Source organism: Calothrix sp. NIES-2100 (genome assembly GCF_963875285.1).
Taxonomy (GTDB): domain Bacteria; phylum Cyanobacteriota; class Cyanobacteriia; order Cyanobacteriales; family Nostocaceae; genus Aulosira.
The window spans coordinates 3910935-3936639 of record NZ_CAWNLA010000001.1; the positions used below are offsets into that span (position 1 = coordinate 3910935).

At 42.8% G+C, this 25705-nt stretch carries 23 protein-coding genes and 1 pseudogene; 14 read left to right on the forward strand and 10 right to left on the reverse strand.

The features are described from left to right. Positions 1-48: 48 nt before the first annotated feature. Positions 49-1113, reverse strand: coding sequence for a serine hydrolase domain-containing protein (locus tag AACU32_RS15920; protein WP_096601036.1), 1065 nt, complete (start codon positions 1111-1113; stop codon positions 49-51). Positions 1114-1315: 202 nt separating this feature from the next. Here AACU32_RS15920 and hemJ point away from each other — a divergent pair, with 202 nt between their 5' ends. Together hemJ and AACU32_RS15930 are read left to right on the forward strand one after the other, a co-directional pair. Beyond that, positions 1316-1903 carry a protoporphyrinogen oxidase HemJ gene (hemJ, locus tag AACU32_RS15925; protein ID WP_096601038.1) on the forward strand — a complete coding sequence of 196 codons (588 nt, stop codon included), beginning with the start codon at positions 1316-1318 and terminating at the stop codon, positions 1901-1903. A 123-nt stretch (positions 1904-2026) separates the two neighbouring features. After that, complete coding sequence (locus AACU32_RS15930) at positions 2027-2890, forward strand: DUF6671 family protein (RefSeq protein WP_096608032.1); 864 nt, start codon at positions 2027-2029, stop codon at positions 2888-2890. Between the two features lie 403 nt (positions 2891-3293). Here AACU32_RS15930 and AACU32_RS15935 read toward each other — a convergent pair whose 3' ends face one another. Then, positions 3294-4106: a PEP-CTERM sorting domain-containing protein gene (locus AACU32_RS15935; protein WP_096601039.1), complete on the reverse strand. Its 813-nt coding sequence runs from the start codon at positions 4104-4106 to the stop codon at positions 3294-3296. Positions 4107-4759: 653 nt separating this feature from the next. Between AACU32_RS15935 and ung the strand changes: the two genes are divergently transcribed. Then, positions 4760-5431 (forward strand): uracil-DNA glycosylase, encoded by a 672-nt coding sequence (ung, locus tag AACU32_RS15940; RefSeq protein ID WP_096601041.1) that lies wholly within the window; start codon positions 4760-4762, stop codon positions 5429-5431. A 246-nt stretch (positions 5432-5677) separates the two neighbouring features. On the opposite strand, the gene AACU32_RS15945 is transcribed toward ung, so the two are convergent. Beyond that, positions 5678-5857 carry a hypothetical protein gene (locus AACU32_RS15945; RefSeq protein ID WP_096601043.1) on the reverse strand — a complete coding sequence of 60 codons (180 nt, stop codon included), beginning with the start codon at positions 5855-5857 and terminating at the stop codon, positions 5678-5680. 125 nt (positions 5858-5982) lie between these two features. Between AACU32_RS15945 and AACU32_RS15950 the strand changes: the two genes are divergently transcribed. Continuing rightward, positions 5983-6363: a hypothetical protein gene (locus AACU32_RS15950; protein WP_096601045.1), complete on the forward strand. Its 381-nt coding sequence runs from the start codon at positions 5983-5985 to the stop codon at positions 6361-6363. A gap of 95 nt (positions 6364-6458) precedes the next feature. Here the strand turns inward: AACU32_RS15950 and AACU32_RS15955 are convergent, their stop codons facing one another. The 3 genes from AACU32_RS15955 to AACU32_RS15965 form a co-directional block, all read right to left on the reverse strand. Next, positions 6459-6884: a hypothetical protein gene (locus AACU32_RS15955; RefSeq protein ID WP_096601047.1), complete on the reverse strand. Its 426-nt coding sequence runs from the start codon at positions 6882-6884 to the stop codon at positions 6459-6461. Positions 6885-7025: 141 nt separating this feature from the next. Further along, entirely contained in the window at positions 7026-9800 is a 2775-nt protein-coding gene (locus AACU32_RS15960; protein WP_096601049.1) for an insulinase family protein, read from the reverse strand. A gap of 37 nt (positions 9801-9837) precedes the next feature. Next, entirely contained in the window at positions 9838-9972 is a 135-nt protein-coding gene (locus tag AACU32_RS15965) for a hypothetical protein (RefSeq protein WP_339377954.1), read from the reverse strand. Between the two features lie 113 nt (positions 9973-10085). Between AACU32_RS15965 and AACU32_RS15970 the strand changes: the two genes are divergently transcribed. Together AACU32_RS15970 and AACU32_RS15975 are read left to right on the forward strand one after the other, a co-directional pair. Further along, positions 10086-10397 carry a DUF433 domain-containing protein gene (locus tag AACU32_RS15970; RefSeq protein WP_096601051.1) on the forward strand — a complete coding sequence of 104 codons (312 nt, stop codon included), beginning with the start codon at positions 10086-10088 and terminating at the stop codon, positions 10395-10397. Next, on the forward strand, positions 10390-10710 hold the full coding sequence (locus tag AACU32_RS15975; RefSeq protein WP_096601053.1) for a DUF5615 family PIN-like protein: 321 nt from the start codon (positions 10390-10392) through the stop codon (positions 10708-10710). Before AACU32_RS15970 ends, AACU32_RS15975 begins: the two co-directional genes overlap by 8 nt. Here AACU32_RS15975 and AACU32_RS15980 read toward each other — a convergent pair. Then, positions 10674-10967, reverse strand: coding sequence for a hypothetical protein (locus tag AACU32_RS15980; RefSeq protein WP_339377955.1), 294 nt, complete (start codon positions 10965-10967; stop codon positions 10674-10676). The genes AACU32_RS15975 and AACU32_RS15980 overlap by 37 nt on opposite strands. A 192-nt stretch (positions 10968-11159) precedes the next feature. Between AACU32_RS15980 and AACU32_RS15985 the strand changes: the two genes are divergently transcribed. Beyond that, on the forward strand, positions 11160-11729 hold the full coding sequence (locus tag AACU32_RS15985) for a Uma2 family endonuclease (RefSeq protein ID WP_096601055.1): 570 nt from the start codon (positions 11160-11162) through the stop codon (positions 11727-11729). A gap of 132 nt (positions 11730-11861) precedes the next feature. Here the strand turns inward: AACU32_RS15985 and AACU32_RS15990 are convergent, their stop codons facing one another. Further along, the gene (locus AACU32_RS15990) at positions 11862-12197 is read right to left on the reverse strand and encodes a XisI protein (RefSeq protein ID WP_096601057.1); all 336 of its coding nucleotides are present in this window, start codon (positions 12195-12197) and stop codon (positions 11862-11864) included. Beyond that, a pseudogene (locus tag AACU32_RS15995) lies at positions 12185-12376 on the reverse strand (element excision factor XisH family protein); the annotation flags it as partial. The gene AACU32_RS15990 and the pseudogene AACU32_RS15995, both read right to left, overlap by 13 nt. Before the next feature lie 162 nt (positions 12377-12538). Between AACU32_RS15995 and AACU32_RS16000 the strand changes: the two are divergent. From AACU32_RS16000 to AACU32_RS16030, 7 genes are all read left to right on the forward strand, one after another. After that, a complete protein-coding gene (locus tag AACU32_RS16000; RefSeq protein WP_096601059.1) occupies positions 12539-13279 on the forward strand; it encodes a hypothetical protein in 741 nt (246 codons plus the stop codon). A gap of 127 nt (positions 13280-13406) precedes the next feature. Continuing rightward, complete coding sequence (locus AACU32_RS40745; protein ID WP_445223180.1) at positions 13407-13571, forward strand: hypothetical protein; 165 nt, start codon at positions 13407-13409, stop codon at positions 13569-13571. 200 nt (positions 13572-13771) lie between these two features. Beyond that, on the forward strand, positions 13772-14935 hold the full coding sequence (locus tag AACU32_RS16010) for a DUF7005 family protein (protein WP_096608034.1): 1164 nt from the start codon (positions 13772-13774) through the stop codon (positions 14933-14935). Between the two features lie 533 nt (positions 14936-15468). Next, positions 15469-16572 carry a cyclic nucleotide-binding domain-containing protein gene (locus tag AACU32_RS16015; RefSeq protein WP_096601063.1) on the forward strand — a complete coding sequence of 368 codons (1104 nt, stop codon included), beginning with the start codon at positions 15469-15471 and terminating at the stop codon, positions 16570-16572. A gap of 585 nt (positions 16573-17157) precedes the next feature. Then, positions 17158-18780 carry an NHLP bacteriocin system secretion protein gene (locus AACU32_RS16020; RefSeq protein WP_096601065.1) on the forward strand — a complete coding sequence of 541 codons (1623 nt, stop codon included), beginning with the start codon at positions 17158-17160 and terminating at the stop codon, positions 18778-18780. 6 nt (positions 18781-18786) lie between these two features. Further along, on the forward strand, positions 18787-21000 hold the full coding sequence (locus AACU32_RS16025; RefSeq protein WP_096601067.1) for an NHLP family bacteriocin export ABC transporter peptidase/permease/ATPase subunit: 2214 nt from the start codon (positions 18787-18789) through the stop codon (positions 20998-21000). A 3-nt stretch (positions 21001-21003) separates the two neighbouring features. After that, the gene (locus tag AACU32_RS16030; RefSeq protein ID WP_096601069.1) at positions 21004-23943 is read left to right on the forward strand and encodes an NHLP bacteriocin export ABC transporter permease/ATPase subunit; all 2940 of its coding nucleotides are present in this window, start codon (positions 21004-21006) and stop codon (positions 23941-23943) included. Positions 23944-24257: 314 nt separating this feature from the next. On the opposite strand, the gene AACU32_RS16035 is transcribed toward AACU32_RS16030, so the two are convergent. Continuing rightward, positions 24258-25697: an MBL fold metallo-hydrolase gene (locus AACU32_RS16035; protein WP_096601071.1), complete on the reverse strand. Its 1440-nt coding sequence runs from the start codon at positions 25695-25697 to the stop codon at positions 24258-24260. Between the last annotated feature and the right edge of the window lie 8 nt (positions 25698-25705).

Here is a 25705-nt window from a genome sequence, read left to right on the forward strand (position 1 = left end):
TAATATTGCTTATGATGATACTCGTTGTCTAGGCGATCGCGCTCACAATCAAGTAGATAATACCTGTGATTTTGCCTCTAGTGGTGGCTGAAGCGCAAGTTTACTCAGTTCTGAGCAGTAGTAGCCAGCAATTTGTTTAGCGATCGCATCTGGTCGCGCAATTTGATCTAAATTAAATAACACAATTACGGTAATCTTGTCATCAATAAAACGTGTAATGTTACTTGCGAATCCTAATATTGAACCATTATGACTAACTACTCGACGATTGTCGTAATTCAATACCCACCAACCTAAACCAGCTACATATCTGAGTTTTTCCCAATTATCGCCTTGATTTGGCGGATGGGGAGTCCACATCAAATCCAAGGTTGCTGGCTTCAGTAAAGTTGCATTGCAAAGCGCCTGTTCCCACTTCACCATATCTTCCACGGAGGATAATTGCCCACCAGCTGAATATGTCACTGCGGGACTGTAGTATGGTTTATTAACAAGCTTTCCTTGTAAAAAACGGTAGCCAGCAGCGCGATGCAACACAATATCTCTGGGATGATTCATCACAGTTGCAGACATCCCCAAAGGCTGAAAAATTCGCTGTTGCAAGAAATCTGCATAGGATTGTTTGGTAACTTCCTCCAGCATCAACCCCAGTAAATAGTAGCCTGTGTTGTCGTAGGCGCTCAATTCCCCTGGTGGAAACTTGAGAGGTAAATGGGTAACTAAAGCCAAAATTTCTGATTTTGATAAATCCTTACGGGTAATTTCCCAATAATTTGGAGCATCAGTATAATTGGGAAGTCCCGACTGGTGAGACAAAATCTGCTTGATTGTCACACTCTGCCAAGGTAAAGGTAAATTATCCAGGTATTGTGCGATCGCATCTTCTAGGGAAATTACTCCTGACTCCACTAACATCATTGTGGCGGTAGCGGTGAAGGTTTTACCAACAGAAGCTATTTCATAAACTGTTTTTTCGGTTGCGGGAACGGAATGTTCTACATTCGCCAACCCATAACCCTTAACCAAAACCGGTTCCCCCTCCCGTACCACTCCTACCGAGAGTCCCGGAATTTGGTTTTTAGCCATTGTGTTGCGGATGTAGTCGTCAATCATGAGTTTGAGTTTAGCAAAAGCAGGGCAATGGGAAGAGATCGCTAGCTGTTAAACTTGTCATTTAACTTCACACTTCTTAATCTATCTCTTGGCTAGCAATCAGCCGTGGCCGAAGGTTTTACCTTACCCTGATAAAGAGAGTAGTTGCGTCCATGTAGGCAAAAGCTATTCTAAAACAAGTTGAGACAGGCAGGTTCAATTCATGGCTTATTCCTGGTTTAAAGCGTTTCATATTATTGGCTTCGTAGTCTGGTTTGCTGGTTTGTTCTACCTAGTACGTTTATTTATCTATCACGTTGAAGCTAACCAAGAACCAGAACCAGCACGGACGATACTGAAAAATCAGTATCAAATTATGGAAAAACGCCTCTACAATATCATCACAACTCCAGGAATGTTGGTGACTGTAGCAATGGCAATCGGTCTTTTAAGTACTGAACCAGATGTTTTAAAAGAGGGTTGGCTGCATATCAAACTGGTGTTTGTTGCCTTATTAATTGGCTATCATCATTATTGCTCCCGACTCATGAAAAAATTAGCAGTAGATGAATGTCGGTGGAATAGTCAGCAGTTACGAGCTTTAAATGAAGCACCTACAGTTATGCTGATGGTAATTGTACTGCTAGCTGTATTCAAAAACAATCTGCCTACAGATATCACAGTCTGGGTCATTTTTGCATCAGTTATTTTAATGGCAGTGACCATTCAGCTTTATGCTAAAAAACGCAAGCGTGATAAAGAAAAGCTGACGGCAGAACTAGGACAGGTTGCTCAAGAACAAGGTTCGTAATTTTCCATATTTTCGGCAAGTTTAGTCAGTTTTAGAGTGAGTTACTCAGGGATAATGGTTGATGAAAATTAAGCTTTAATGCAGACTAATCTTGCCGAAATATCAATAGGAGGTAAACCCACGATGAAAAATCAGCATTTGTTTAGTAATCGTGTGGCAATACTGGCGACAATGCATCAAAAACAGCAAGCGATCGCCCCCATATTGGAGCCGGAGTTAGGTATTAAAATTTTAGTGCCAACGGATTTTAATACTGACATTTTTGGTACATTTACTAGAGAGATAGAACGTCCTGGTACTCAGATAGCAGCAGCTAAATTAAAAGCCACAAAAGCACTAGAGTTAACAGGCGAAAAATTAGCGATCGCCAGTGAAGGAAGCTTTGCACCCCATCCATATATACCTTATATTTACTCGAATCGAGAAATTGTCATTTTATTAGATATAGAAAACGATTTAGAACTCATTGGGGAAGAATTGTCACTAGAAACTAATTTTAGTCATCAGGTTGCGGAAAATATCCAACAAGCCTATGATTTTGCGATCAAAGTTGGTTTCCCAGAACATGGGCTAGTTATTAGCTATCAGCAAATAGTCAAAGATAGTAGTGAAATTATTAAAGGTATTACTACCGAAGAAAAATTAATAGAAGCTTGGAATTGGGCAATGAATAATTCACCCGATGGCAAAGTGTATCTGGAAACAGACATGCGCGCACTTTACAACCCCACAAGGATGAAAAATATCGCCAAAGCTACCTATAATTTGTTAAGCAAGATTAAACATCATTGCCCGCAATGTAATATACCTGGGTTTGATATTACTCAAAGAATCACAGGATTACCTTGTGCAATCTGCGGTATGCCTACCAGCTTAGTTCATTCTGTAATTTACCAGTGCCAAAAATGTAGTTACAGCCAAGAAAAATTATTTCCTAATGGTAAAGAGTTTGCCGATCCAAGTCAATGTATGTACTGCAATCCCTGATGAGGGACTAGGGGCTAGAGGTTAGGGGCTAGGGGCTAAAGGGATGAGGGGGATGAGGGGGATGAGGGGGACAAGGAGGATAAATGACAAATGACAACTGACAACTGACAACTGACAAATAAAAAAAACCCTCTTGCCATTGACAAACAAGAAGGTAAAGGTATGGTGTGAGGAGCAAACTCAATGTTTGCTTGAAATCTAGTGTAACAACTAAATGCGGCAATTACATAAAAATCATATGAACATTATGTGTTCGCTGTATGAATTGATGCAGATTAAACGTGTTTCAACTGAAATTGTATAGATACAGATGTGATTGTGTTTAATTTTGCTTGACAAATTCAGTACTAGGTAAAAATAATAGTAGATGCATAGGTATTAATGATAGCTAACTCTAGCTTAATCAATTATGCGATCGCCTCTGCTTGCGTTTCATCCACCATCCGATAATCCCAGCCAGTGCTATACCACCACTGGAAACAGGTTCAGGAACTTCAACACTAGCATCATTATATTTGGCTTCTTGGATAGTTAAAAAAGTATCTTCAGTAAACTTCCGCGAATAAGTGCCCTTGAGCACCGTAAAAGCCTCTTCTTCCTTTCCCCCAAAAGATTTATTTTTTTCTAGGCTATCAAAGGTTATACCTTCACTATTGTAATAATCCAGAAAATCATGATCATCTAGACTTGATAGATTAGCTGCTATCTGAAAATAGTCCAATGGCTTGCCAGATTGATCCCAAAATTGAAAATCTATAATTCCATAAGCACTCGCACTTTCGCTTTCTGGAGTATCGATTGATGTTGTTAACTTTAGATAGGCTTCAAAGTTGAAAGAAAGAGTTGTATCTTTAGGAATCAGGAAGTTAGTAATATTAACATTAGCAAAGCTTTGTGCTAGTCCAGAGTAGTTACTGCCTTTGCCTACAACTATACTTTGAGAAATGTTATAAGTCTCATTTGGGGAATCGGGTTCAAAAGCCAAAGCATTTGCATCAGCGTTAGCGGTGACTCTTCCATCTTGTGACGAAGTGTAAGTATTAGTGTCTGCGATCGCAGAAGGTATGAAATCTGGGGTTAAATAGTTAAAATTATACATTTTAACTTCTGCCTCAGACATAGCTAGAGTAGCGGCTTGAGAGGGTTTAGAACCAAAACTAGCCAAACTCAAAGCTAGACCGATGGTCACAACGGCTCTTTTCTTAGTTATACGCATGGCTTTTACTTCAAGTAATGTTGCTGAATAGGGAACTAAATATATTTACAGTCTTATACAGAGAAATCCCTAAAGATTATGCAAATTAATCAGCACAAATCCCTATAGACTCGATGAAGACTACACAGAACACACCCAAGAAAATTGGAAATTAGTAAACTGAAATCTTGCACCATTCTCAATCAGCCGATACTGCCGGTCACCTAAAAATCAGGATTTGAGCGAAAATTAGGCAGTATTTACTCTACAAAAATCTGCTAACACACCCTACAACAAAGCAGACTTGTAATTCTATGGTTTTCAAAAAAGCAGAATCCCATTTGACGAATATTAAATAACGAATGCAGTGTAGCTACAAGCAAAGCTACTCGGAATTATTACATACAAAAAAATAAATATAGTATTAAAAGTTAAAAGTAAACAAACTCTTCAATAATCAAGCTGAAAACAGCTTATTTATTCATTAAATCTTTATTTAATAACAGTATTTATACTTAGATTGTCGTGTTTTTTGACTTTAAATTCTCGCTATTTCAGCAAAAAACATGAAATTAAGATTTTTTTATTGTATTTTATACATAAAGATACTGAGATGTAGCAAAAATAAAAATTGCTACAATAGGGGGTTGCCTAATTAAGTAAAGGTAAAAATTTTGACATTCACCAAAATTTCCTCTTCTTGGCAAGCAGTGTTGTCCGAAGAGTTTGATAAACCCTACTTCGTGAAACTCCAAAATTTTTTATTGGAGGAACGCCAATCTCACACAATTTATCCGCCTGAGGAAGATATTTTTTCAGCTTTTGAATTGACACCCTACGAGAAAGTAAATGTCCTATTACTTGGTCAAGATCCTTACCACGACCAAAACCAGGCACATGGATTATGCTTTTCTGTGCGACCTGGTTTTAAAGCACCGCCATCACTAATCAATATTTTTAAAGAACTCAAAGATGATGTTGGGTTTAATATCCCCAATCATGGCTACTTAGAATCATGGGCGAAACAGGGCATTTTGATGCTCAATGCAGTGTTAACTGTCAGAGCACATACACCCAATTCTCACAAAAATCAGGGTTGGGAAACATTCACAGATGCGGTAATTAAGAAAGTCAACCAAAAAGTAGATCCTGTTGTCTTTGTCTTGTGGGGCGGGTATGCACAAAAGAAGCTGAAATTAATCGATACAACAAGACATGTCGTGATTCAATCGGCACATCCTTCACCGCTTTCTGCACGTAATGGCTTTTTTGGTAGTAAACCTTTCTCAGCTATTAATTCTGCATTACATTCCTTTGGTAAGCCAGAGATTGATTGGCAACTTTGAGAATATAAAGGGGCTAGTAACGCAAATGTTGGGTTACCCTGCAGGAAGCCCCTGACGCTCCTTCTCACTCGGGGAGACGCTACGCGAACGTCGCTACCGCTGACGCTCGAAGACTCGCTAACGCTGCGCTAACGCTAACGGGTCTACGTTCCTCAACCCAACCTACTTTTACTAAATAAGGTGCGTTATAGCAACGCTTAATGCACCCGACAATTTAAAGTTCACAAATACTCTAATAACTTTTAACTACTTGTTCTTATCCTTATCTAATGCTTCCTGGATAGCACGACGACAAAATTCCGGGGGGTCTTCTTTTGACTTGACTTCTTCCTTCATTTCCTTAGTCACACGAAAATTTAACTGTTCTGTTAACTCTTTGCTTTCTTGGTTACCAAAATTTTCTGGTTTACCCTTGCGTCCTGACATTGTTTAGAAAAATAAATATTGCTTGAACCCGATGTTAACAACGGGATAGAGTTTTTAATCGGTAGGTATCCAGCCTAGGAAACTTGTTACCTACCGATACCACTTTTCAGAGGTAATTACATTTTATGTTCACTAGGACTGAATTAGAAGTCTTGACAATCCCTGAGTTGAGGGCATTGTCTCAACGATACGGGATTAAGCCGACGGGTTCGCTAGCATACAAAACCAGCTACCTAACCTCATTGATAGCATTCCCTGCGATCGCTCTCAAACAGCTTGAGGACGGGAGGGGGTTAAGGATGCCCTCATTCGCTAATCTCCAGAATCTAGGGTTAGCACTGGATGAGATGAACTCTCTCACCGATGAACAAGTAGCACTGATTAGAATTTCATTTGAAGGTAGGAGGATGGAATACCCTGCTAGATATGACCAGGAAAAGCTACTAGCTATATATAGGGCTAAGTTGTTACTGGAAGAAGCGATCGCCCTGCTATCACCTTTGTAGGTAACTGACTAACTGAGGGGGAGCTATCCCCCTTATCTTTTGACTTTTGACTTTTGACACTTCGACTTGCGAGAGTGTAAACTTTTGACTTTCTATTAGCCGCCTTCACTAAATTCTCCAGTAACTAATAGCCAAATTCTCGAAGGAAAATAGCCTTGGACTGGATTTTTTTGCAGTGATTTCGCTAAAATTGCTCCCAATAATCCACGACGCACTTCAGAATCTGTCACACCTGATATGCTTTGTGCCCTAGAAAAATTAATAATTGCTGTATCGTAATCTTCTCTATTGGCAGCTTTAATTGCTATACGCATCAATCGGGCATATTCCGCACCAAAGTTGGAGTTGATCCACAGCCCATTAGGAATGCAATCTCCTGAGAAGATATTGCCTGGTTTACCGGTGATTTGGCTGATGCATTTAGAATCATCCTTAGCCGCGAAAACTGGTAAGTTGATTGCTGTGAAAGTAGTAATAGCCGTTACTCCTACCAGCAAAACCTGATTGAATGCTTGTCTCACCTATGTTTGTTTATATCTAGAATTACTATTCTTAGTTTTTCTTAGTATGTTGCACAAAACAAGTCAATCAAAATACAAAAAAATTCAGACTTTGCTGGTGCAGTAGAGTGGGCATTGCCCACCCTACATCTACATAAATAATTAGCTGCCCTTATGTGCAGTAGTTTCCGAACCTGCGGTGACAATTACTACATTCTCAGGCTTAATTAACTCCTGGATGACCTGTTGCACTTGTGCCATACTTACAGATTCTATTTCTCGAGGAAAGTCTCGAATTTCCCTACGTGAAAGTCCGTATGTATCATTGTCCAAAATAATACTGGCGACAGCGCTGGGATTGGCTAAATCGACAGGGTAGCTGTTGGAAATTGAGCGTTTTGCGGTGTTCAATTCGGCTTCAGTCACGCCTTGTTCCCGCAGCTGTTTAAGTAAAGCGAGGGTGCTGGCGATCGCTTTATCCGCATCTTGGGGATCTGTCTGCATCTGAATCAAGAAGGGGCCGGGATTGATTCCAGCAGCAAAGGCGCTGTAAATACCATAGGTTAAACCCTGGCGATCGCGTACTTCTGTACCTAAGCGACTAGACAAGGTATCACCACCCAAAATCTGATTCAGCACTAAAGCTGCATAAAAACGTCGGTCTTTACGGGAGATGCCATTATAACCGAGGTAGGTAACAGCCTCGGCTTTACCGGGAATTACCTTGTTCAAGCGTGTCAAAGTTGTGGGTAAGTCTACAGCCGGTAAATTGAGCTGCGGTGGTTTACCTTGAGCTTTCCATTCCCCAAAAGTTTGATTGAGCAACGCTTTGACCTTCGCTGGGTTAAAATCTCCAACTAAGGCGATCGTTGTTGTATCTGGGCGGTAATGTTCTTGGTAGAAGCGCAGCAAATCATCACGAGTAATACTGTTTAAGCTTTCGGCGGTAGCAAAGCTGTGGAACGGATGATTTTCTGGGTAAATTGCTTGCTGGAATGCTCTTCTTCCCAAGGCTTGGGGGTCATCAAGTTGGGCTTTCAGACTAGTCAATGCTCGTTGACGAGTCAATTCTAACTGGTCGGCGGGGAAGGTAGCATGTTGGGCAACATCCGCCAAAGTTTGAATTAATATTGGCAAATCTGCTGAAAGTCCTTGTCCACTAATGCTGACTCCTTCGCGGCTAGCACCAAAGTCAAGACTTACACCCCTGTCTTCTAAGGTTTTCGCCAAAGTCAAAGCATTTTGAGTTTGCGTACCATTCATCAAGTTGTTAGCAGTGAGATTCGCTAGCCCAGCTTTTTGATTACCATCAAACACAGTCCCCGCATTAATTTGTCCACTTAAATTGATAGTAGGAACACTGTGGTCAGGTAAAAGCAGCACCCGTAAACCATTTGCTAAAGTAAACTGTTCTGGTAGTGCTTGTTGGCTGGCGCTAGTAGCAGCGGTAGGGGGAGGTAAATATTTAGCCAATTCGGCTGGATCTACAGGTTTACCAGGACTAAAATTCTCTACAGTGCGGCTAGAACCACCACTAGCAGATGCTTGTTGACCATCTGGTTGAGTTGGTTCAAAGAAACCTATAGTTTGTTTAGCTGGGTTGAGGTAAGTTTTCGCCACTCGTTGCACATCTTTTGAGGTAACTTTGGCGATCGCAGCTAGATACTTTTCGACAAAATGATAATCTCCGCCAATAGTTTGGTTATATCCCAGTTGTTGCGCCTGACTGGTGATATCTTGGTTACCCAAAATAAATGAAGCTTGGAGTTGTGTCTTGGCGCGGTTTAATTCTTCCGTCGTCACTGGCTGCTGTTGCAGTTTCGCCAAAGATGCTTGCAGTACTTGGGAAATTTTGCTTAACTCTTTACCTGGAGCCGCCGTTGCATTAATTTCATACCAACCCGGTTCTAGCAATTCTGCGGCGCTACCACTAACAGAACTAGCCAGTCCCGATTCTACCAAAGCTTGATATAGCCGAGAACTACGTCCACCTGTGAGGATGACATCCATCACATCGATTGCTGGAACATCAGGATGCTTTAGATCTGGTAAAGGATAAACAGCTTCCAGTAGTGCTGCACTTCCTGGTTGTTTCAAAACAATCGGCGCTGTTTGCGCAGCAACAGAATTCACCGCATTCTGAGGTTGCTGCGTTCCTAAATCTTTTTTGGCTCTTGGCGTTACTTTACCAAAAGTTTCTTTGACAGCCTTAAGTGTCGGTTCTGTGGCAAAATCCCCTGTAATTACCAGCGTGGCATTTTCTGGACTGTAATAAGTTTGGTAATAATTGCGCACTTGCTCCACCGTGAATTTCTCGACATCGGCTTTTGTACCTCCTACAGGTAAGCCGTAAGCACGGTTAGGAAAAGCAGCTTGCATTACTGCCTTACTCAGACGATAGCCTGGTGAATTTTCATACCCTTGCAACTCGGATATAACTACCCGTTTTTCACTTGTCAGTTGCTCAGATCCAATTAAGGAATTTTTCATGCGATCGCTTTCTAAAGTCAGCAGTGCTTCTAGTTTGTCTCGCCGCACTGTGCCAAAGTATACGGTTTCATCGTAGCTAGTAAAGGCATTGAATTGACTGCCTAAAGCACTAAATAACCGCCCAAACTGCACCGGACGCTCTTTTGTACCCTTAAACATCAAATGCTCTAATTGGTGGGAGATCCCACTCTCTCCTTTACCTTCATTGCGAGAGCCTACTTTATACCATACCTGCACACTGACTACAGGAGCAGTATGTATTTCTTTAGTCAGTACTGTTAAACCATTGTCCAACACCGTTTGTTTCACTCCTTGGGAGAGCGAAAGACCAGATACAGGTGCTACGGCTGTGGGTGTTGCAGCATTGGTCAGATTACCAGAAACTGGCACAGTAGAAAGAAGCAGACTGAGCAATAACCCTATAAGCATGTATGAGCGTAGCTTCATAAACAATTCAAAATGCAAATTCTCAATTTAACTGAGACTAAAGATAAATAGTAGCAATCATTCTGAAACTACGACTGCCTGCAAACAAGCATGAGCGATCGCCAGCCGCAAACTCAGGCGTTGGTGCTTTTGGAGCGATCGCTTTCTGTAAGAATATCTGTTTACTAAGCATCGCCCAGCTTGCTCAAAAAAGCAATCTGCTGGTCTGTTTCTACAGATAACTTTGTCAAAGCCAGGACAAGTGTATATTAATTAAATAATCTAACAGACTTGGAACATTTAACAATGCAATTAGTCAGTCGGGAGCATATCGCAATCGCTTCTGATGTGCGGAGTGGGAAGCCCTGCATTGTCGGTACTCGTATTGCTGTAGAAGATGTGGCTGTGATGCATTTAAAGCTAGGATATTTCTTGGTAGAGATTGCTGGTAAGTATGACCTGTCACTGGCATCTGTTTATGCAGCAATGGCTTATTACTTCGATCATCGAGACGAAATTGATCGCCGCACAGCCCAAGAAGATGAGTTAGTTGAGGTACTGAAGCAAAATCATCCCTCGCGTTTTCAAGAAAAACTTAGACAGTTGCGGAATGAGTGAACGAATTCGCTTTCATCTGGATGAAAATGTCGATCCGGCGATCGCACTTGGTTTACGCCGTTATGGAATTGATGTCACAACAACCAATGACGTGGAATTACGCACTCAAAGCGATGAGGTTCAGTTAGCGTTTATTCAGGAAACACAGCGAGTACTGTTCACCCAAGATACAGATTTTTTGATTATCGCAAGTTCTAGACTCGATCATCCTGGTATTACCTACTGTAAAAAAGGGACTCGTTCCATTGGTGAAATTATTCAAACCTTGGTTTTGATTTATGAGGTGATGACACCTGAAGAAATGGTGGGGTGAGTCGAGTTTGTGTGAAATGGAAGCAGATTTGTACAATATGCTGGTTTTGCGATCGCATCGAGTTGCAATTCAATTGCATAAGGTGACAATACGATTGCATCGGGTGACAATTCAATTGCATCGGGTTGCAATACGATTGCATCGGGTGACAATTCAATTGCATCGGGTTGCAATTGTATTGCATGAGGTTGCAATACAATTGCATCGGGTGACAATTGAATTGCATGGCGTTGCAATTCAATTACATCGGGTTGCAAGGGATTTGCTTTGATTTAGATGAAAAATTGATTGCGATCGCCAGCCTCAAACTTAAAGTTACATCAATTTAGCGATCGCTTTCTGTAAAAATACCTGCTGTCAGCGCGATCGCACTATGACATCACCTCACAAATAGATCTGTGAGAAAATAATCTTATTGTCCTTATCCGCAGTGCGATCGCCTACGACCTATGATTTCTACCATTGAGCGCCGCTATACTTTGGATGAATATCGCGCCATCGAAGAAAAAGCAGAAGGACGCAGCGAATATCGAGATGGAGAAATTGTACCTATGCCCGGAGGAACACTTAAACACAGCCGGATCGGTGGTAATATTTTTGCCTTTCTCAAGTTCTTGCTGCGCGATACTCAATTCGAGCCAATTAACAGCGATTTGCGGCTGTGGATTCCCGAATATCGACGCGGAGTATATCCAGATGTGATGGCTTTTAATGGTGAACCGCAACTGAATGGCGATCGCTTAGATGAAGTTTTAAATCCCATCCTGATTGTTGAAGTACTATCTGCTTCTACCGCAGATTACGACCGCCAAAATAAATTTCGCATATATCGCTCAATTCCTAGTTTTAGCGAATATTTATTAGTCGAACAAGATGAACCATTTGTTGAACGCTATAGCAAGCAAACTCAAGGTTGGTTGCTCAGTGAATTTAACGGCTTGGAAGTATCAATTTCTTTAGAGTCAGTTGGGATTGAATTACCAATGGCAGAAATTTATCGCGGCGTTGCGTTTGAGTAAAATAGCTTTGGTTGAAAGAGAGCGATCGCTCTTAATCTTATTTAAGGGTGTGTTGTCGCGCAGCACAACGCACCACAAAAGCACAATAACCGCCTTTTGCTGCTGGATGAATAATTGCTTGATACCTAATCTTTAAGCAACACCATAATCCGTATACTGCCTTTTATACGGAGGCTGCAATCCCAAAACAATATCGTCTTTGGGAACACCCATGTTAACTAACTCCTCAGCCGGATTCTGATCTGTTAAATTCTGCTGAAGCCATATTTTGCCGTTTTTAATATCAAAATGAATCACAGATCGATAAATGCGATCAAATTGTTGCCAACCTACATTCATCCACTGATAATGATCTCGCTCTGTATCAAATATGAGTAGAGTTTCTACCCGCTCATCTGAAATATCGTCATGGGCATAACGAGTGAGTAATGTCTGAATATATTCTCGATATTTTGCTATTTTATCCATTGCACAATCACCTCATTCACAGGGTCGTAGACAACTAACAATACTTGATATTTTTTTACTGCTGTCTGCGTAAACTCAAGTTGAAAGAAATTTCGATAGGCATCTACTGGAACTGCTAAATATAATAATCGCTCTGGCTCAGTTTCTTCCAGTGCTAGGCGATAACTGAGGAATTGACCTTCTTCAAGTTATAAATTCATGTCAAGCACTCACAAGCAAAATCTTACCTCTGTTAATGCTTTATTGCTCCTGTTGGAAGCACTTACAGTTGCTAATTCCATCAAATATATGAAATAGTTTAATCTGTTAGTGTTTAAGTTTAGGTTAGCGCGAGATTGCCAGTGAGACAATTAATAACTCCATCAGTCATTGAGAATTTTACAGTTGGGATCGTAACGAGTCTCGTAACTGCTGTCGTTGTTTGGTTGTGGGGAAAAATACGAGCATCCCAGATCCTAGATCGAAAGTCTGCTTTTTTCGGTATTTCTCCTAAAGAAAATTGTCTTTTAGTTATAAATCATGATCCTCGCAATCAGAATTCAGTGACGCATGGAGATGTGGAAACATTGATTGAGATTGCAAAGCTCGTAGCTGAGATTGATGGCAAGTTAGTCATTGCACGTTTTGATCGCATATTGGAACCCGCAGGAGAAACAACCGAATTTTGTATAGGAGGTCCCGACTCTAATCCGAGAACTAAAGTTCATTTAGAAAACTTTCTTCAAGGCATTTATATTAATCCTTATATGCCTGATGATCCTGATAATATTGCATTCGTAACGAAAGAAAAAAAGTATAGATTTGTAAACAATAAGGATGAACACGCTATTTTGGCAAGATTTTATCCAGAGTCTGATTCTTATCCTGTAATCTTAATTTGTGGGCAGACATCAAAAGGTAATCGGGGAGCAGTTCACTATTTGAATAAAAATTACGATAGTTATTTAAGGCAAAAATTCGGGAATAAAAAACCATTTTGTTTGATTCTAAAGCTACAATCACCTCTAACTTATGGCGTTAAGGCAGTGCATCTCCTTAAAGATATAACTGATATAGCATTTATTCCTTATACTGATCAATAGTAGCAAAAGGATTGAGCCAAAGCCATCTTATAACCAAACAGCGATCGCGCTTGGCTGACGCAGGCTTGCATAATCTTCTAGTTTTGCGATCGCATCGGGTTGCAATTTGATTGCATCAGGTTGCAATTTGATCGCATCTGGTGACAATGCGATCGCATCGGGTAACAATTCAATTGCATCGGGTTGCAATGCGATCGCATCGGGTGACAATTCAATTGCATCGGGTTGCAATGCGATCGCATCGGCTTGCAATACGATTGCATCGGCTTGCAAGGAATTCGCTTTTATTTAGATGAAAATTTTGCTGATTGCGATCGCTAGCCTCAAACTCAGCGGTTGCTGCTTTTGGAGCGATCGCTTTGTGTAAGAATACCTGCTGTCAGTGCGATCACACTATGACATCACCTCTGAGCAGATGTTAAAAAATGAGCAAACATACAATAATTTCATATTATTCATCATAATATGAGGTTGTTAACTTCTGCGGTAGCAATGGATTCTTTACAGTTTTGTACCGATAGGTTGGCAGCTTATGGAGCTAACGAGTCAGAAATTCTGGAATTGCTGACTTACAATCAAAATGTCTTCACTTCCCCTCAACGAGAGCATCTGTATCAACCGCAGTCTGAACCCTATCTTGCTACATGGGAACAATATGCTCAAGAGTCCGCGATTGTGGGGACTTATGCAACCTTGCAACCTCATCTAGTGCAGTTACAGTTTCCCATTCTCGCTGGAATCAGTGAAACCGCAGACTATCGCGCAGCAACTCGCAAAGGAAAGTCAACAGCACAGATGAAGACTGCTACGGGTTTGATTTTGCTCGCACCAGAACAACTCCAACTATATATTCATCAAACCTTAGCTGGTTCGATTCCCGTCTTAGTTGCAGGCAACCGCTCTGATTTTATCAGCTTAGTCCAAGCACTAACCAAACGCAACGAACCCCAGCCCATCCCCGACTCAATGGGGTCTTGCATTGTGGGAGGATATAACAACTGGCATCGGGTGCGCCAATACAAACAACAATGGCTGGAAAAAAATCCCCATCAATGTAGTGAAGCAGATTGGGCAGTTGAGTTTCAAAAGTTGATTCAGCGAAAAGAACTGTATCAAGATCAGTTTATCTTACTGAGTCGGGGGGCATATAGCAACGTTACCGCTACCGAATTAGGACTAGAAGAACTTCAATGGCTGGAACTATCTTTGAAAATTCGCTTAGAACACGAATGCACCCATTATGTCACACGCCGTTGGTTCGGCTCGATGCGAAATAACATCCTCGACGAATTAATTGCAGATTATCGCGGGATTGTGAGTGCGATCGGCGATTATCGGGCAAACTGGTTTTTACATTTTGTAGGTTTAGAAGCATTTCCCGGCTATCGTCAAGGGGGAAGATTGGAAAATTATCGCGGCAGTCCGCCACTTTCAGCAGGGGCGTTTAAAATTCTCCAAGCATTGGTTAAAAACGCTGCGGAAAATCTCGAACTTTTCGCTCAAAAATATCGTCAATCGCCAAGAAGCAGACAAGAAGAAATGGCAATTTTACTAGCTTTAACAACACTAAGGCTGGAAGAATTAGCTTCCCAGCAAGGAGTATCTCTAATAGAAATAGCCATGAACTCTCAAAAAACTTATTATCTACTCGAATAAAATCAAAACGAGTACTCATGAAAGCAACGTCTCCACTTGTTGGTGTTGAATTGTGCGCACCCAAGCGACTTGATTCCTGACTACGAACCCTAAAACCCTGAGCAAAAAACCATCACAGTTGGTTAGTCGCTTTTAGGTAAAAACCCAAAATACCACTATGCCTGACTGCGGCGCGTCTACAATAATAGATGAAGAGGGATTTTGGCTTAAGTCCTGAAGTTGTTTGTCAAGTAATAAACACATTTATTCAGCCCGGATTCTGACCATTAAAAGAATCATTGCAAATTTAACAAATGTTTCCTGTGTCTTTGGTACAATTTCGTTACCTCTACTTAAATAGCAACAAGAAAATGGCGTTAATCATAGCACGCAAGTTGTAAGAAAGTCGTCTACTAGTTAAGATTTTGCCCAGGATGAGGCTTGATATTAATTCCCGCTATTCATTAGTCAAGTCGCTTGGGTAAGATTGAAATCAGCCGGGGGAATCAACAACAGTATGTTAAGAAATATAAATACATGGGAAATGTGAAATCATGATAGATACTTTTCTCAAACAGTTAAGTAATAGCGATATCCAATGGCTCAAGCACAACGGACATCAACAGAAAATTAAACGGGGAGATGTCTTAATCGAACAAAAGCGCGTGCCGAATTTTTTCTACCTGCTCATTACTGGTGAACTCTCAGCGAGCATTAGCCAAAACCAAGGCGGAAGATTGGGGCGAGCTTTTGCAGCCCTGGAAGACGAGGGAGATTTAGAGCAAGAAATTGCCACCTTTACCCCAGGAGAGGTTTTAGGAAAAATGCCTGTGGTTGAGCTAACCCCAGCAGCAATGACTATTAGAGCTACAGAACAGTCAGCTTTGCTTGCAGTTCCCTATGAGAGACTCACAGAGCAAATAGAAGCAGATTTAGATTTTGCGGCGCGATTTTATCGAGCAATTGCGATTTTACTAAGAGAGCGTTTCGGGCGACTCGTGCAATACGTTTTGCGTCCCAAAAGACCGCAAATTCCGCCACTACAGGATGTACCACTGATTTTTGGAGAACTCAGCGACAGCGATGTTGACTGGATGCTGGGCGTAGGTAGATTAGAAGAAGTAAGAGCTAGACAAGTTCTCATCCGTACTGGCGAGCAGATCGAAAATCTTTACGTTATCCTTCAAGGTACCCTTGCGGTCTTCGTCAAAGAACAACAACCGAATCGGCTTGTCAGTCTGTTCGCCGCCCTAGAAAGCGATGAAGAAACCGATGAATCCTTAGAAACAGAGATTGTCCGCCTGGAGAGGGGAGAAATTGTCGGAGAAGCCATCACCTTAGAAAACGCCAATTCAACCTACACCTTGAGAGCGTTAGAAAATTCTATTTTACTGAGAATTCCACAACGACAACTGCTCCTCAAATTACAGCAGGATGTGGGTACTGCATCTCGTTTCTACCGAGTCGTAGCAATGCTGCTGTCAGGGAGATTGCAAGGGTTAATTAGCCGCTTGGGATACGGACGAAGTCGCTACGAAATCGGGCAAAGTCTAGAACTAGAAGCAGACTACGAAGATGAAATCGATCTTGATACTATGGATAACCTCACCCTCGGCGGAGCGAGATTTGATTGGATGCTCAAACGATTAAAAGTTTAATTAAACCAGGAGTAAGAGGATTTTTTGAGAGGAAGCAAAACGAGAGAGCGATTGTTGATAGTTCTCCTCAAGACCAAAAAATATTTATTAAAATGTAAATAATATCAATAGTTAACAACGAAAAGGGACTGAAGAAAATCGTCCGTTAGTCCTCATTGGATAACTGTGTTTTTTGTTGAAGATGACTAAAAACACCTCAATCAAAATTGCAAATAGTCCAAAAGTTACATGATGAGCAATTCAACACTAGGTGTTAATTTTGTGAGAAATTAGCCGAAAATTTGACATGCAGTTTTAATGTCGTCTAAGCATAGTAGAAAACTGGATTAACAAACTACCGAGTCCAGCTATGGGAAACTCCTCAGCCACACTTATCCCTAATTGAAGGAAGCAAATTATTTGTGTTACCTACCACGCTATTTAAGATTTATTTTACAAACATCTTTTAGTTTGACTTTTGACCTAAATTTAATAAGTAGGCACAATTAGCTAACAAACAAATCGGATTTTTTCATCAAGTGCATTAACCAAGTTCTGTGTCAAACATGTTATGTGCCATTGTAAGGCGTGTTTACCCTGGTTGTTATGTCAGATTCAGCAAAAAAACTATTTCGCGAAGAAGCCTTAGAACGCCTATCCTCACCAGAACGGCTTGACCAGCTCATGAATGTCGTCAATCCTAGAGCTTGGTTGCCTTTAGCAGGATTGGGATCTATAGTCGGTATTGCCTTGTTGTGGAGCGTATTTGGTCGGCTCCCCCTAAATGTCACCGGACAAGGGGTGTTGCTGTATCCTCGCAGTGTTGTGCAATTTCAAGCGCCCAGCGACGGTATAGTAGTCAAACTGAATATAAGCTCTGGAGATAACGTCAAAAAAGGAGATATCATCGGCATCATCAGCCAACCATCTCTAGAACAGCAACTCCTACAAGAAAAGAAAAAGCTAGCAGAATTTTTGGCGCAAGCAAAAAACAGTGATTCACTGCGCGGTACAAGGCTGGCTTCAGAGAGAAAAAATCTCGCCAAACAGCAAGCCAACCTCAAAGCCAGCTTGGAGCGAGAGAACATCGTGCCAAAGTTGCGCCAACAAAATCTCACTTTACTAGCGCAAAATCGCTCTGCCATAGAAAAAAGACTTAGTACCGACCAAAAAGTTTTACCGAGTCTGCGTCAAAGAAGCCTGGAATCTCTGGAGCAAAAAAGAAAAGGTTTAAATCGACGTTTAGAACAAATCAACGCATCGATACCGGAATTAAAAACACAGCTAGAAGCCCGGCGCAATTTGTACAATCAAAAAATCGTTAGTGCCGATGTCATGTTAAGCGCTCAAAGAGATTATTTAGACAGTGTAGCCCAAATATCGGATTTGGAATCCCAACAGAAACAGCTAGAAGTTGAGCAAGCAACTACAGAACGGCAGTATTTAGATAGTATCAACCAAAGTAACGAACTCAGTGCCAAACTGCAAGAAATTCAAGTTCAACAAGTTGATATCCAACGACAATATCAGCAAAGTCTGAACACGATTGACGAACTGAATACCAAACTACAAGATGTCAACAGTCAACTCGCCAAGTTAGCTCAAGAAGAATCAGAAGCAAATAACAATACAAATAATAATATTCAAGAGGTCAGACGCAAAATAGCGCAAATAGAGCAAGAAATAACATTAAAAAGCCAAATTATCAGCGAATACGATGGCAAAATCATTGAGTTAGCCGTCGTACCGGGGCAGATAGTTTCTGGAGGCACTCGTCTAGGATCGATTAATGCCAAAGGCACTGATGCCAAACTGATGAGCGTCATCTACTTTGCCGATAAAGATGGCAAGCAAATTAAATCAGGAATGCAAGTCCAAGTCACCCCCAGTCTAGTGAAGCGAGAAAGATTTGGTGGAATTCTCGGCAAGGTGCAAACCGTGACAGCTTTCCCGGTGACAGTGCAAGATATGTCAACCATCATTGGTAACCAAAATCTCGCCGAAAGTTTGGCAGAAAATCTCGCCCCAAGTGGCACTAAAGCACCCATACAAGTGTTTGCCGAACTAGAGACAAGCAAGACCTACAGCGGCTACAAATGGTCTTCCTCCAAAGGCCCCGACATCCAATTGTCTTCGGGTACTACCGTACAGGTTCGCGTCAAGGTGGGAGAAGTCGCGCCAATTTCCTACATCATTCCGTTATTTAAGTCAGTGACGGGGATTTATTAGCAGACTATGGCGATAGCATTTATTTCCAAATTTCTCAAAAATAGCGATCGCAATCGAGTGCGAACTCCCACCGTGCTACAAATGGAAGCAGTAGAATGCGGTGCCGCCGCACTCGGCATGATCTTGGGCTACCACGGTCGAATAGTTCCCCTCACAGAATTACGGCGCGAGTGTGGTGTCTCCAGGGATGGCAGTAAGGCTTCTAACGTTCTCAAAGCGGCTCGGCTGTACGGTTTAAACGCCAAAGGATTTAAAAAATCCTTGTCAGATGTGCAAACGATTAAACCCCCATTTATCGTTTTCTGGAACTTCAACCACTTTGTTGTGGTAGATGGGTTTGCTGGCAACACCGTCTATCTCAACGACCCAGGGACAGGGCCCAGGAAGGTGACATTCGATGAATTCGACCAAGCATTCACCGGCGTCATCCTGGTCATGGAACCGGGGCCAGATTTTAAAAAAGGCGGCAAAAAACAAGGGATTCTCAGCGCCTTGGCCTCCCGCTTGCAAACCTCACGCCTAGCCCTGATTTTCTGCTTGATTGCGGGACTGTTGCTGACAGTGCCCCGGTTGGCAATCCCAGCTTTTACGCAAGTGTTTGTCGATGAAATTTTGGTAGAAAATCGCACCGACTGGTTGCGTCCCCTGCTGTTGGGCATGGTGTTGGCAGCATTGCTCACAGGGCTGTTAGCTCGCCTGCGGCTGACTTATCTGCGACGGTTATTGCTGAAGCTGTCAGTTGCCATGTCCGGTCAGTTTCTCTGGCATACCATCCGCTTGCCAGTCGGATTCTATGCCCAACGCTTCGCCGGGGAAATTAGTAGTCGCGCTCAACTCAACAATAAGGTGGCCGAGATCCTCTCAGGGCGGTTAGCAACCACCGTGATCGACTCGATCATGATGGTGTTTTATGCCCTGATCATGTTGTTATATGATCCGCTGTTGACATTAATAGCTATTCTCTTCGCCGCCGCCAACTTTATTGCCTTACAGTCCCTCTCCCGCAACCGAGTGGATACCAATATCAGGCTGTCTCAAGAAACGGGGAAAGTTGCTGGGGTGGCTATTAGCGGCATTCAAACCATCGAAACAGTCAAAGCCAGCGGCTTAGAGTCAGACTTGTTTTCTAAGTTTGCTGGATACTATGCCAAAACCATCAACGCCCAGCAGGAATTAGGACTACCCACCCGATTGCTGGCAACCTTGCCAACAGTGTTGACCTCTTTAGCGATCACCTCAATTTTAGTTGCTGGTGGCTTTCGCGTTATGGAGGGCACTTTGAGTATCGGGGCACTAATTGCCTACCAAACCCTCACTCAGGAATTCCTGAAACCAGTTAACAACTTGGTGAATTTTGGCAGCACGCTGCAAGAATTAGAAGCCGAGTTAAATCGCCTGGATGACGTTCTACAAAACCCCATCGATCCAGAAGCCGAACGACAATCCCAGCCAAACAGCGATCGCTGGGAATTATACAGCCAAGATACCTTTAAATTGCAAGGATATGTGCAGTTAACAGAACTCACCTTTGGCTACAATCGCCTCGGAGACCCCCTAATTCGAGATTTGAGTTTGAGCTTGAAACCAGGTCAGAGAGTCGCCCTCGTCGGCGGTAGTGGTTCGGGCAAGTCTACCGTGGCCAAGTTACTGACCGGACTCTACCAACCCTGGTCAGGGGAAATCTTATTAGACGGGATTAAGCGCGAGCAAATTCCTCGCCCCGTTCTCGCCAATTCTCTGGCGATGGTGGAGCAAGAAATCTTTCTGTTTGCCGGCACCGTGCGGGAAAATCTCACCCTGTGGGACCCCACCGTACCGGAAGCAGACATGATCAGAGCTTGTCAGGATGCAGCGATCCACGATCTAATTCTGAATATGCCAGGGGGCTATAATAGCCAACTCAGTGAAGGAGGAATGAACTTAAGTGGCGGACAGCGCCAGCGTTTGGAAATTGCCCGTGCTTTGGTGAGAAATCCGGCAGTCTTGGTTCTAGATGAAGCAACTAGCGCTCTTGATGCCGAAACCGAGCTGATTATTGACAGAAACCTGCGGCGGCGCGGTTGTTCCTGCGTCGTCGTCGCCCACCGACTGAGTACGATTCGCGATTGCGATGAAATTATTGTCTTGGCGGGGGGGAAAGTGGTACAGCGAGGCACTCACGAAGAGTTACGCCGCAATCCTGGAGTCTATACCCGCTTAGTTGGCACTCAAGAAGGTTAAATTATGACTATCGCTCAGCAAGGACGCATCGTTAAAGGCAACGAACCGTTACTTTTGGATGACCCCGAGACGATCTGGGTAGTGAAATCGGGTTCTCTGGTTTTGCATAGCATCTTGGTGGAAAACAAAGAGCTAAAAGGCAATCGCCGCTTTCTGTTTAACATCGGTGCAGGCGAAGCCTTGTTTGGCAGCAGTTTAGCGCCAAGCGCCAGCCCGAACGCCCTAAGAGGCATTTTGGCAGTCGCCCTCGAAGAAACCGAACTGCAACTATTGACCTTTGAGGATTTGCTAGGACTGGTGAATTCGGGTAACTTAGAAGCGATCGCCCTTGTGGAAGGCTGGCTTTGTCACTTGGGAGAATGGCTAACACAGCAGGCGATCGCTGGAGTCGGTCCGATGAATAGTATCACAGCAGCAGGAACACACTATTTATCATTGCTCAAAGAGCAAACCCTAGTTCCACCCCGCCCGGCTGCCAACGATGAGAAAATGGGACAAAAAGTTGCCTGGGTTGAGGTGCGAAAAGGGAGTACTCGCTTTTTAGGAATCGAAGACCTAAAACTCGATAGTACTTACCCACCAATACCGCTAGTGTTTGGTACTTGGTTGGAGGCAGAAAATTCTGTAGAAGTTTATACCACTCCCACCCAAGAACTAGAAAAAGTCGCGGAAATCCCCGCCAGTTTTGCCCAATTACACGCTGATTTTTTTCATTACTTGAATCTCCTAGAACAGCAGCAGCAAGAGTCGGAATTTCGGCGCTTTCAGGAAAGACAGCAGCTCAACCGCCAGATGATCGAAAGCTCAATGGGAGAGTTAGCTGCGGTGTTGCACTCCCAAGAGGCGGAATTCTTCCATGAAGGAACTCCCTTGCTGATTGCTGCTGGGGCGGTAGGTAGAGCAATGGGGATTAAGATTGTCGCCCCACCAGCATCGGAAGACTTTGAGCGCGTCAAAGATCCTGTAGAGGTGATTGCCCGCGCTTCCCAATGCCGCACTCGCCGGGTATTGCTGGTCGGTAACTGGTGGCAAGAAGAACACGGTGCCCTGTTAGCCTACACCAAAGCTAACCAGCCAGTGGCTTTATTACCCGATCGCGGAAATCGTTATCTGCTATTCGACCCCGAATCTTTGACCCGAAGGACAGTAGATGCTCTGGCGATCGCTAACCTCAACCCAGAAGCCTACGTATTTTATCGACCCTTACCGCAGTTTCTCAGCAGTGCGGTGGATATTTTCCGTTTTGGCATCAAAGGTTATGAAAAAGACCTCGTTGGCATCATCCTCTTAGGTATCATGGCATCGCTGCTGGGCATGGTGACTCCCCAAGCAACAGCAATCTTAGTCAACGATGCTATTCCTGACAGCAATCGCTCTTTGTTACTCCAACTCGGACTGGGTCTGTTTGCTGCTGCTTTCGGGCAAGCCGCCTTTCAATTAGCACAGCAAATTGTTAGCTTGAGGGTAGAAAGTGCTGCTGATGCTTCACTTCAACCAGCCGTTTGGGATCGGATACTCAAATTAAGTCCGGCGTTTTTTCGCCAGTATGCCTCTGGCGATCTCGTCAATCGTCTACTGACAATCAGTCAAATTCGCGGTCATCTCAGTGGTTCTACACAACGCACGCTCTTAAGTGGTATCTTCGCTCTCCTCAACCTGGGGTTAATGTTCGCTTATAGCTGGCAACTTGCACTGGTGGGTGTTGGTCTGTGCTTTTTAGTCATCATCGTCACCGTCGTTTCCAGTCGGATGTTAGTCCGCAAACAGCGAAGAGAAGAGGAATTAGATGGAGATATCAACGGACTTACCGTAGAACTGATTCAAGGGGTAGCCAAGTTGCGCGTTGCTGCGGCTGAGGAACGGGCGTTTGCCTCTTGGGCGAAAAAGTACAGCCAACGCACAAAGTTGCAATCAGGAATCAAACGAATTGATGATAGTCTGACGGTTTTTAACGAAGCCCTGCCCGTGGTCAGTTCTGTACTGATATATTGGTTTGCGATTCTATTTATTCAGATAGCAGCGACTCAAAGAACCAGCAGCGGATTATCGGCTGGTATATTTCTGGCGTTTAATTCGGCTTTTGCTGTGTTTCTTAACGGTGCCACAGAGATTAGCAACACCCTGAGCGAGGTTTTGGAAATCGTTCCGCTATGGGAACGAGCTAAACCGATTTTACAATCACAACTAGAATCTGATCCGACCAAGGCAGATCCAGGGCGATTAACAGGACGTATTTCTCTAGAACACGTCACTTTCCGCTATCGGGAAGACGGCCCCCTCACCCTTGATGATGTCAGCATCTATGCCGAACCCGGAGAATTTATCGCTATAGTAGGTCCGAGTGGTAGCGGTAAATCAACAGTGTTTCGTTTATTGTTGGGTTTTGAGACTCCGTTAAGCGGGACGGTTTATTACGATGGGCAAGATCTAGCCGGACTTGATGTCCAAGCGGTACGACGACAATTGGGCGTGGTGCTGCAAAATGTGCGCATTTCTTCAGCCCCTCTGTTTGACAGCATTGCCGCTGGAGCCTTGGTGAGTTTAGATGAAGCCTGGGAAGCAGCTCGCATGGCAGGTTTTGACGCAGATATTAAAGCCATGCCGATGGGAATGCACACGGTGATTAGCGAAGGCGGAACTAATCTTTCTGGCGGACAACGACAACGACTTTTAATTGCGCGATCGCTGGTTTTAAAACCCAAAATTCTCTTGATGGACGAAGCAACTAGTGCGCTGGATAATCAAACCCAAGCCATTGTCACTGAAAGTTTAGATCAACTAAATGCGACTCGAATTGTGGTTGCTCACCGCCTCAGCACGATTCGCAATGCCGATCGAATTTATGTTGTCGAAGCGGGGCGCGTTGTCCAGGTAGGCAATTTTGATGAGTTGGTCAAACAAGATGGAATATTTGCACGATTGGTGGCTCGACAGTTGGATTAGTTTATTTCTCTTTTAGAATATCTGGCAACCACAACAAAATTAGCATTAATAGACAAACTATTACCAAGCCAATGCTGTAGCGGATTGCTTCTGATAAATCGAATGTTTGTTGTATGAAATAAAGTGTTTTTAGCATAGAAAACTTATAGTTTTTGTTGTCTGTTAGCTAGCTTAACCGAATTCTAGATTTGAGATTTGAGATTTTGGATTGAGAAAATTTTCATCCAAAATCTCAAATTAATTCATATCATTTCCGGCTGATTAGTTATAAATCCGGCGCTTCCTTAATAATAAGTCTTTCACCGGACACGATATCACTGAGCTAGCTTAACAAGGGTATTACCCATCCGCATCATCAGCTTTCTAGGTTCGTGGGGTTTGGCTCCATTGCCATTTTCATGACTCCATTGAGCAATTTCATTCTGTAACATGCTCTTAAAGACCTGGTTATAAGGAAATCTAAAGACAAGGGGATCGGGAATTCCCTCTTCTTGTTCTGGTTTGATTATTCCTTGAGGCGTGGGAATATATAATTTTTGAAACCTGCGATAGTAACCGCCAAGATTAGCATAATCCCAACTTTTTACTCCTTGCAAAATTCCATACAAGCTGGAAGCGGTCATATAAGTAAATAAATTCGCCAAAGGATTTCTCCCTTCTTGAGCTTGAATATCGGTTTGGGAAAAATCAAAATTCCAAATTTTCGCGCCGTCAGGGAAGACAATTTCTAATTGATAAATAACTTGCCAGCGACAATGTTCTATAAATAAAAAATTTCGCTTTTTGCTGATAAATTGGGACAGGTTAACGCTAATTTCTTCAGAAATTGCCTCTTTCATGTCCTGAAGATTATAATTATCGGGGTTGTGATCGATCATTGCATTGCCGACTCGCACCGGTGAAAAATCTAATTCCTCTCGGTTGTCGGTAATCTTGTTGACAAATGGGCACTTAGCTTTTAAATGACTGAATTCGCCAAGCTCAAAAGTTAACACATCGCCAGGATCTAAGGGAAATACATTGTTGCCTATTTCGGGACAAGCGATTTTGATATCGTGACAAAATCGTTCTCTGGCAACCGGAAATAAAATTTTATTCATCCAAGCTGAACCGCCAATACATCTAAAACCATTAGAACCTGGAGCAACTGCTTGGGGCTGAATTGTACTAATAGTTTCGAGAATCTTGCTATAGATAGAATCAGGAAAAGACAAACTCATATTCAGCTGATAGTTCATCTCTAGCATGGGTTGCCACATGCTTAAGAGAAAGTCAATTTTTTCGTAGCGAGATTTAATGAAACGAATGGTGTTCAGGCTGACGACGGTATCGACTTGATTCCAAAAAACTCCTGATTCGTCGGCAAAGATAACGCCGTATTCTGGTACACGGTTTTCCGAACGAGTTGTGAGTAAATTGGTTGCACCAAATTTAACTTGATTAAAATCTTTTAAGGGATAGATATATGAATATCCTAATTGGCGCAGACAGTCTTCTATCAACTTGTCTTCTGGAATGAGAACATCAACGGTTTTGGGTAAATAAGCCAGAGAACGAATATGAAAGTGATCCAAATGTTGATGGGAAATAATTAGGAGATCGAATTCGGGAATGTTCTCATGAATTACTTCTCGTTGCGGGAAAATATCAAATAACCCTTCTTGGTGAGGGTCCCAAAGAACCGGGTCCATCAAAATTTGACAATCTTGGGTTTTGACAAAAATAGAAGCATGTCCGAGTAAATGAATTTCCATATTTTGAA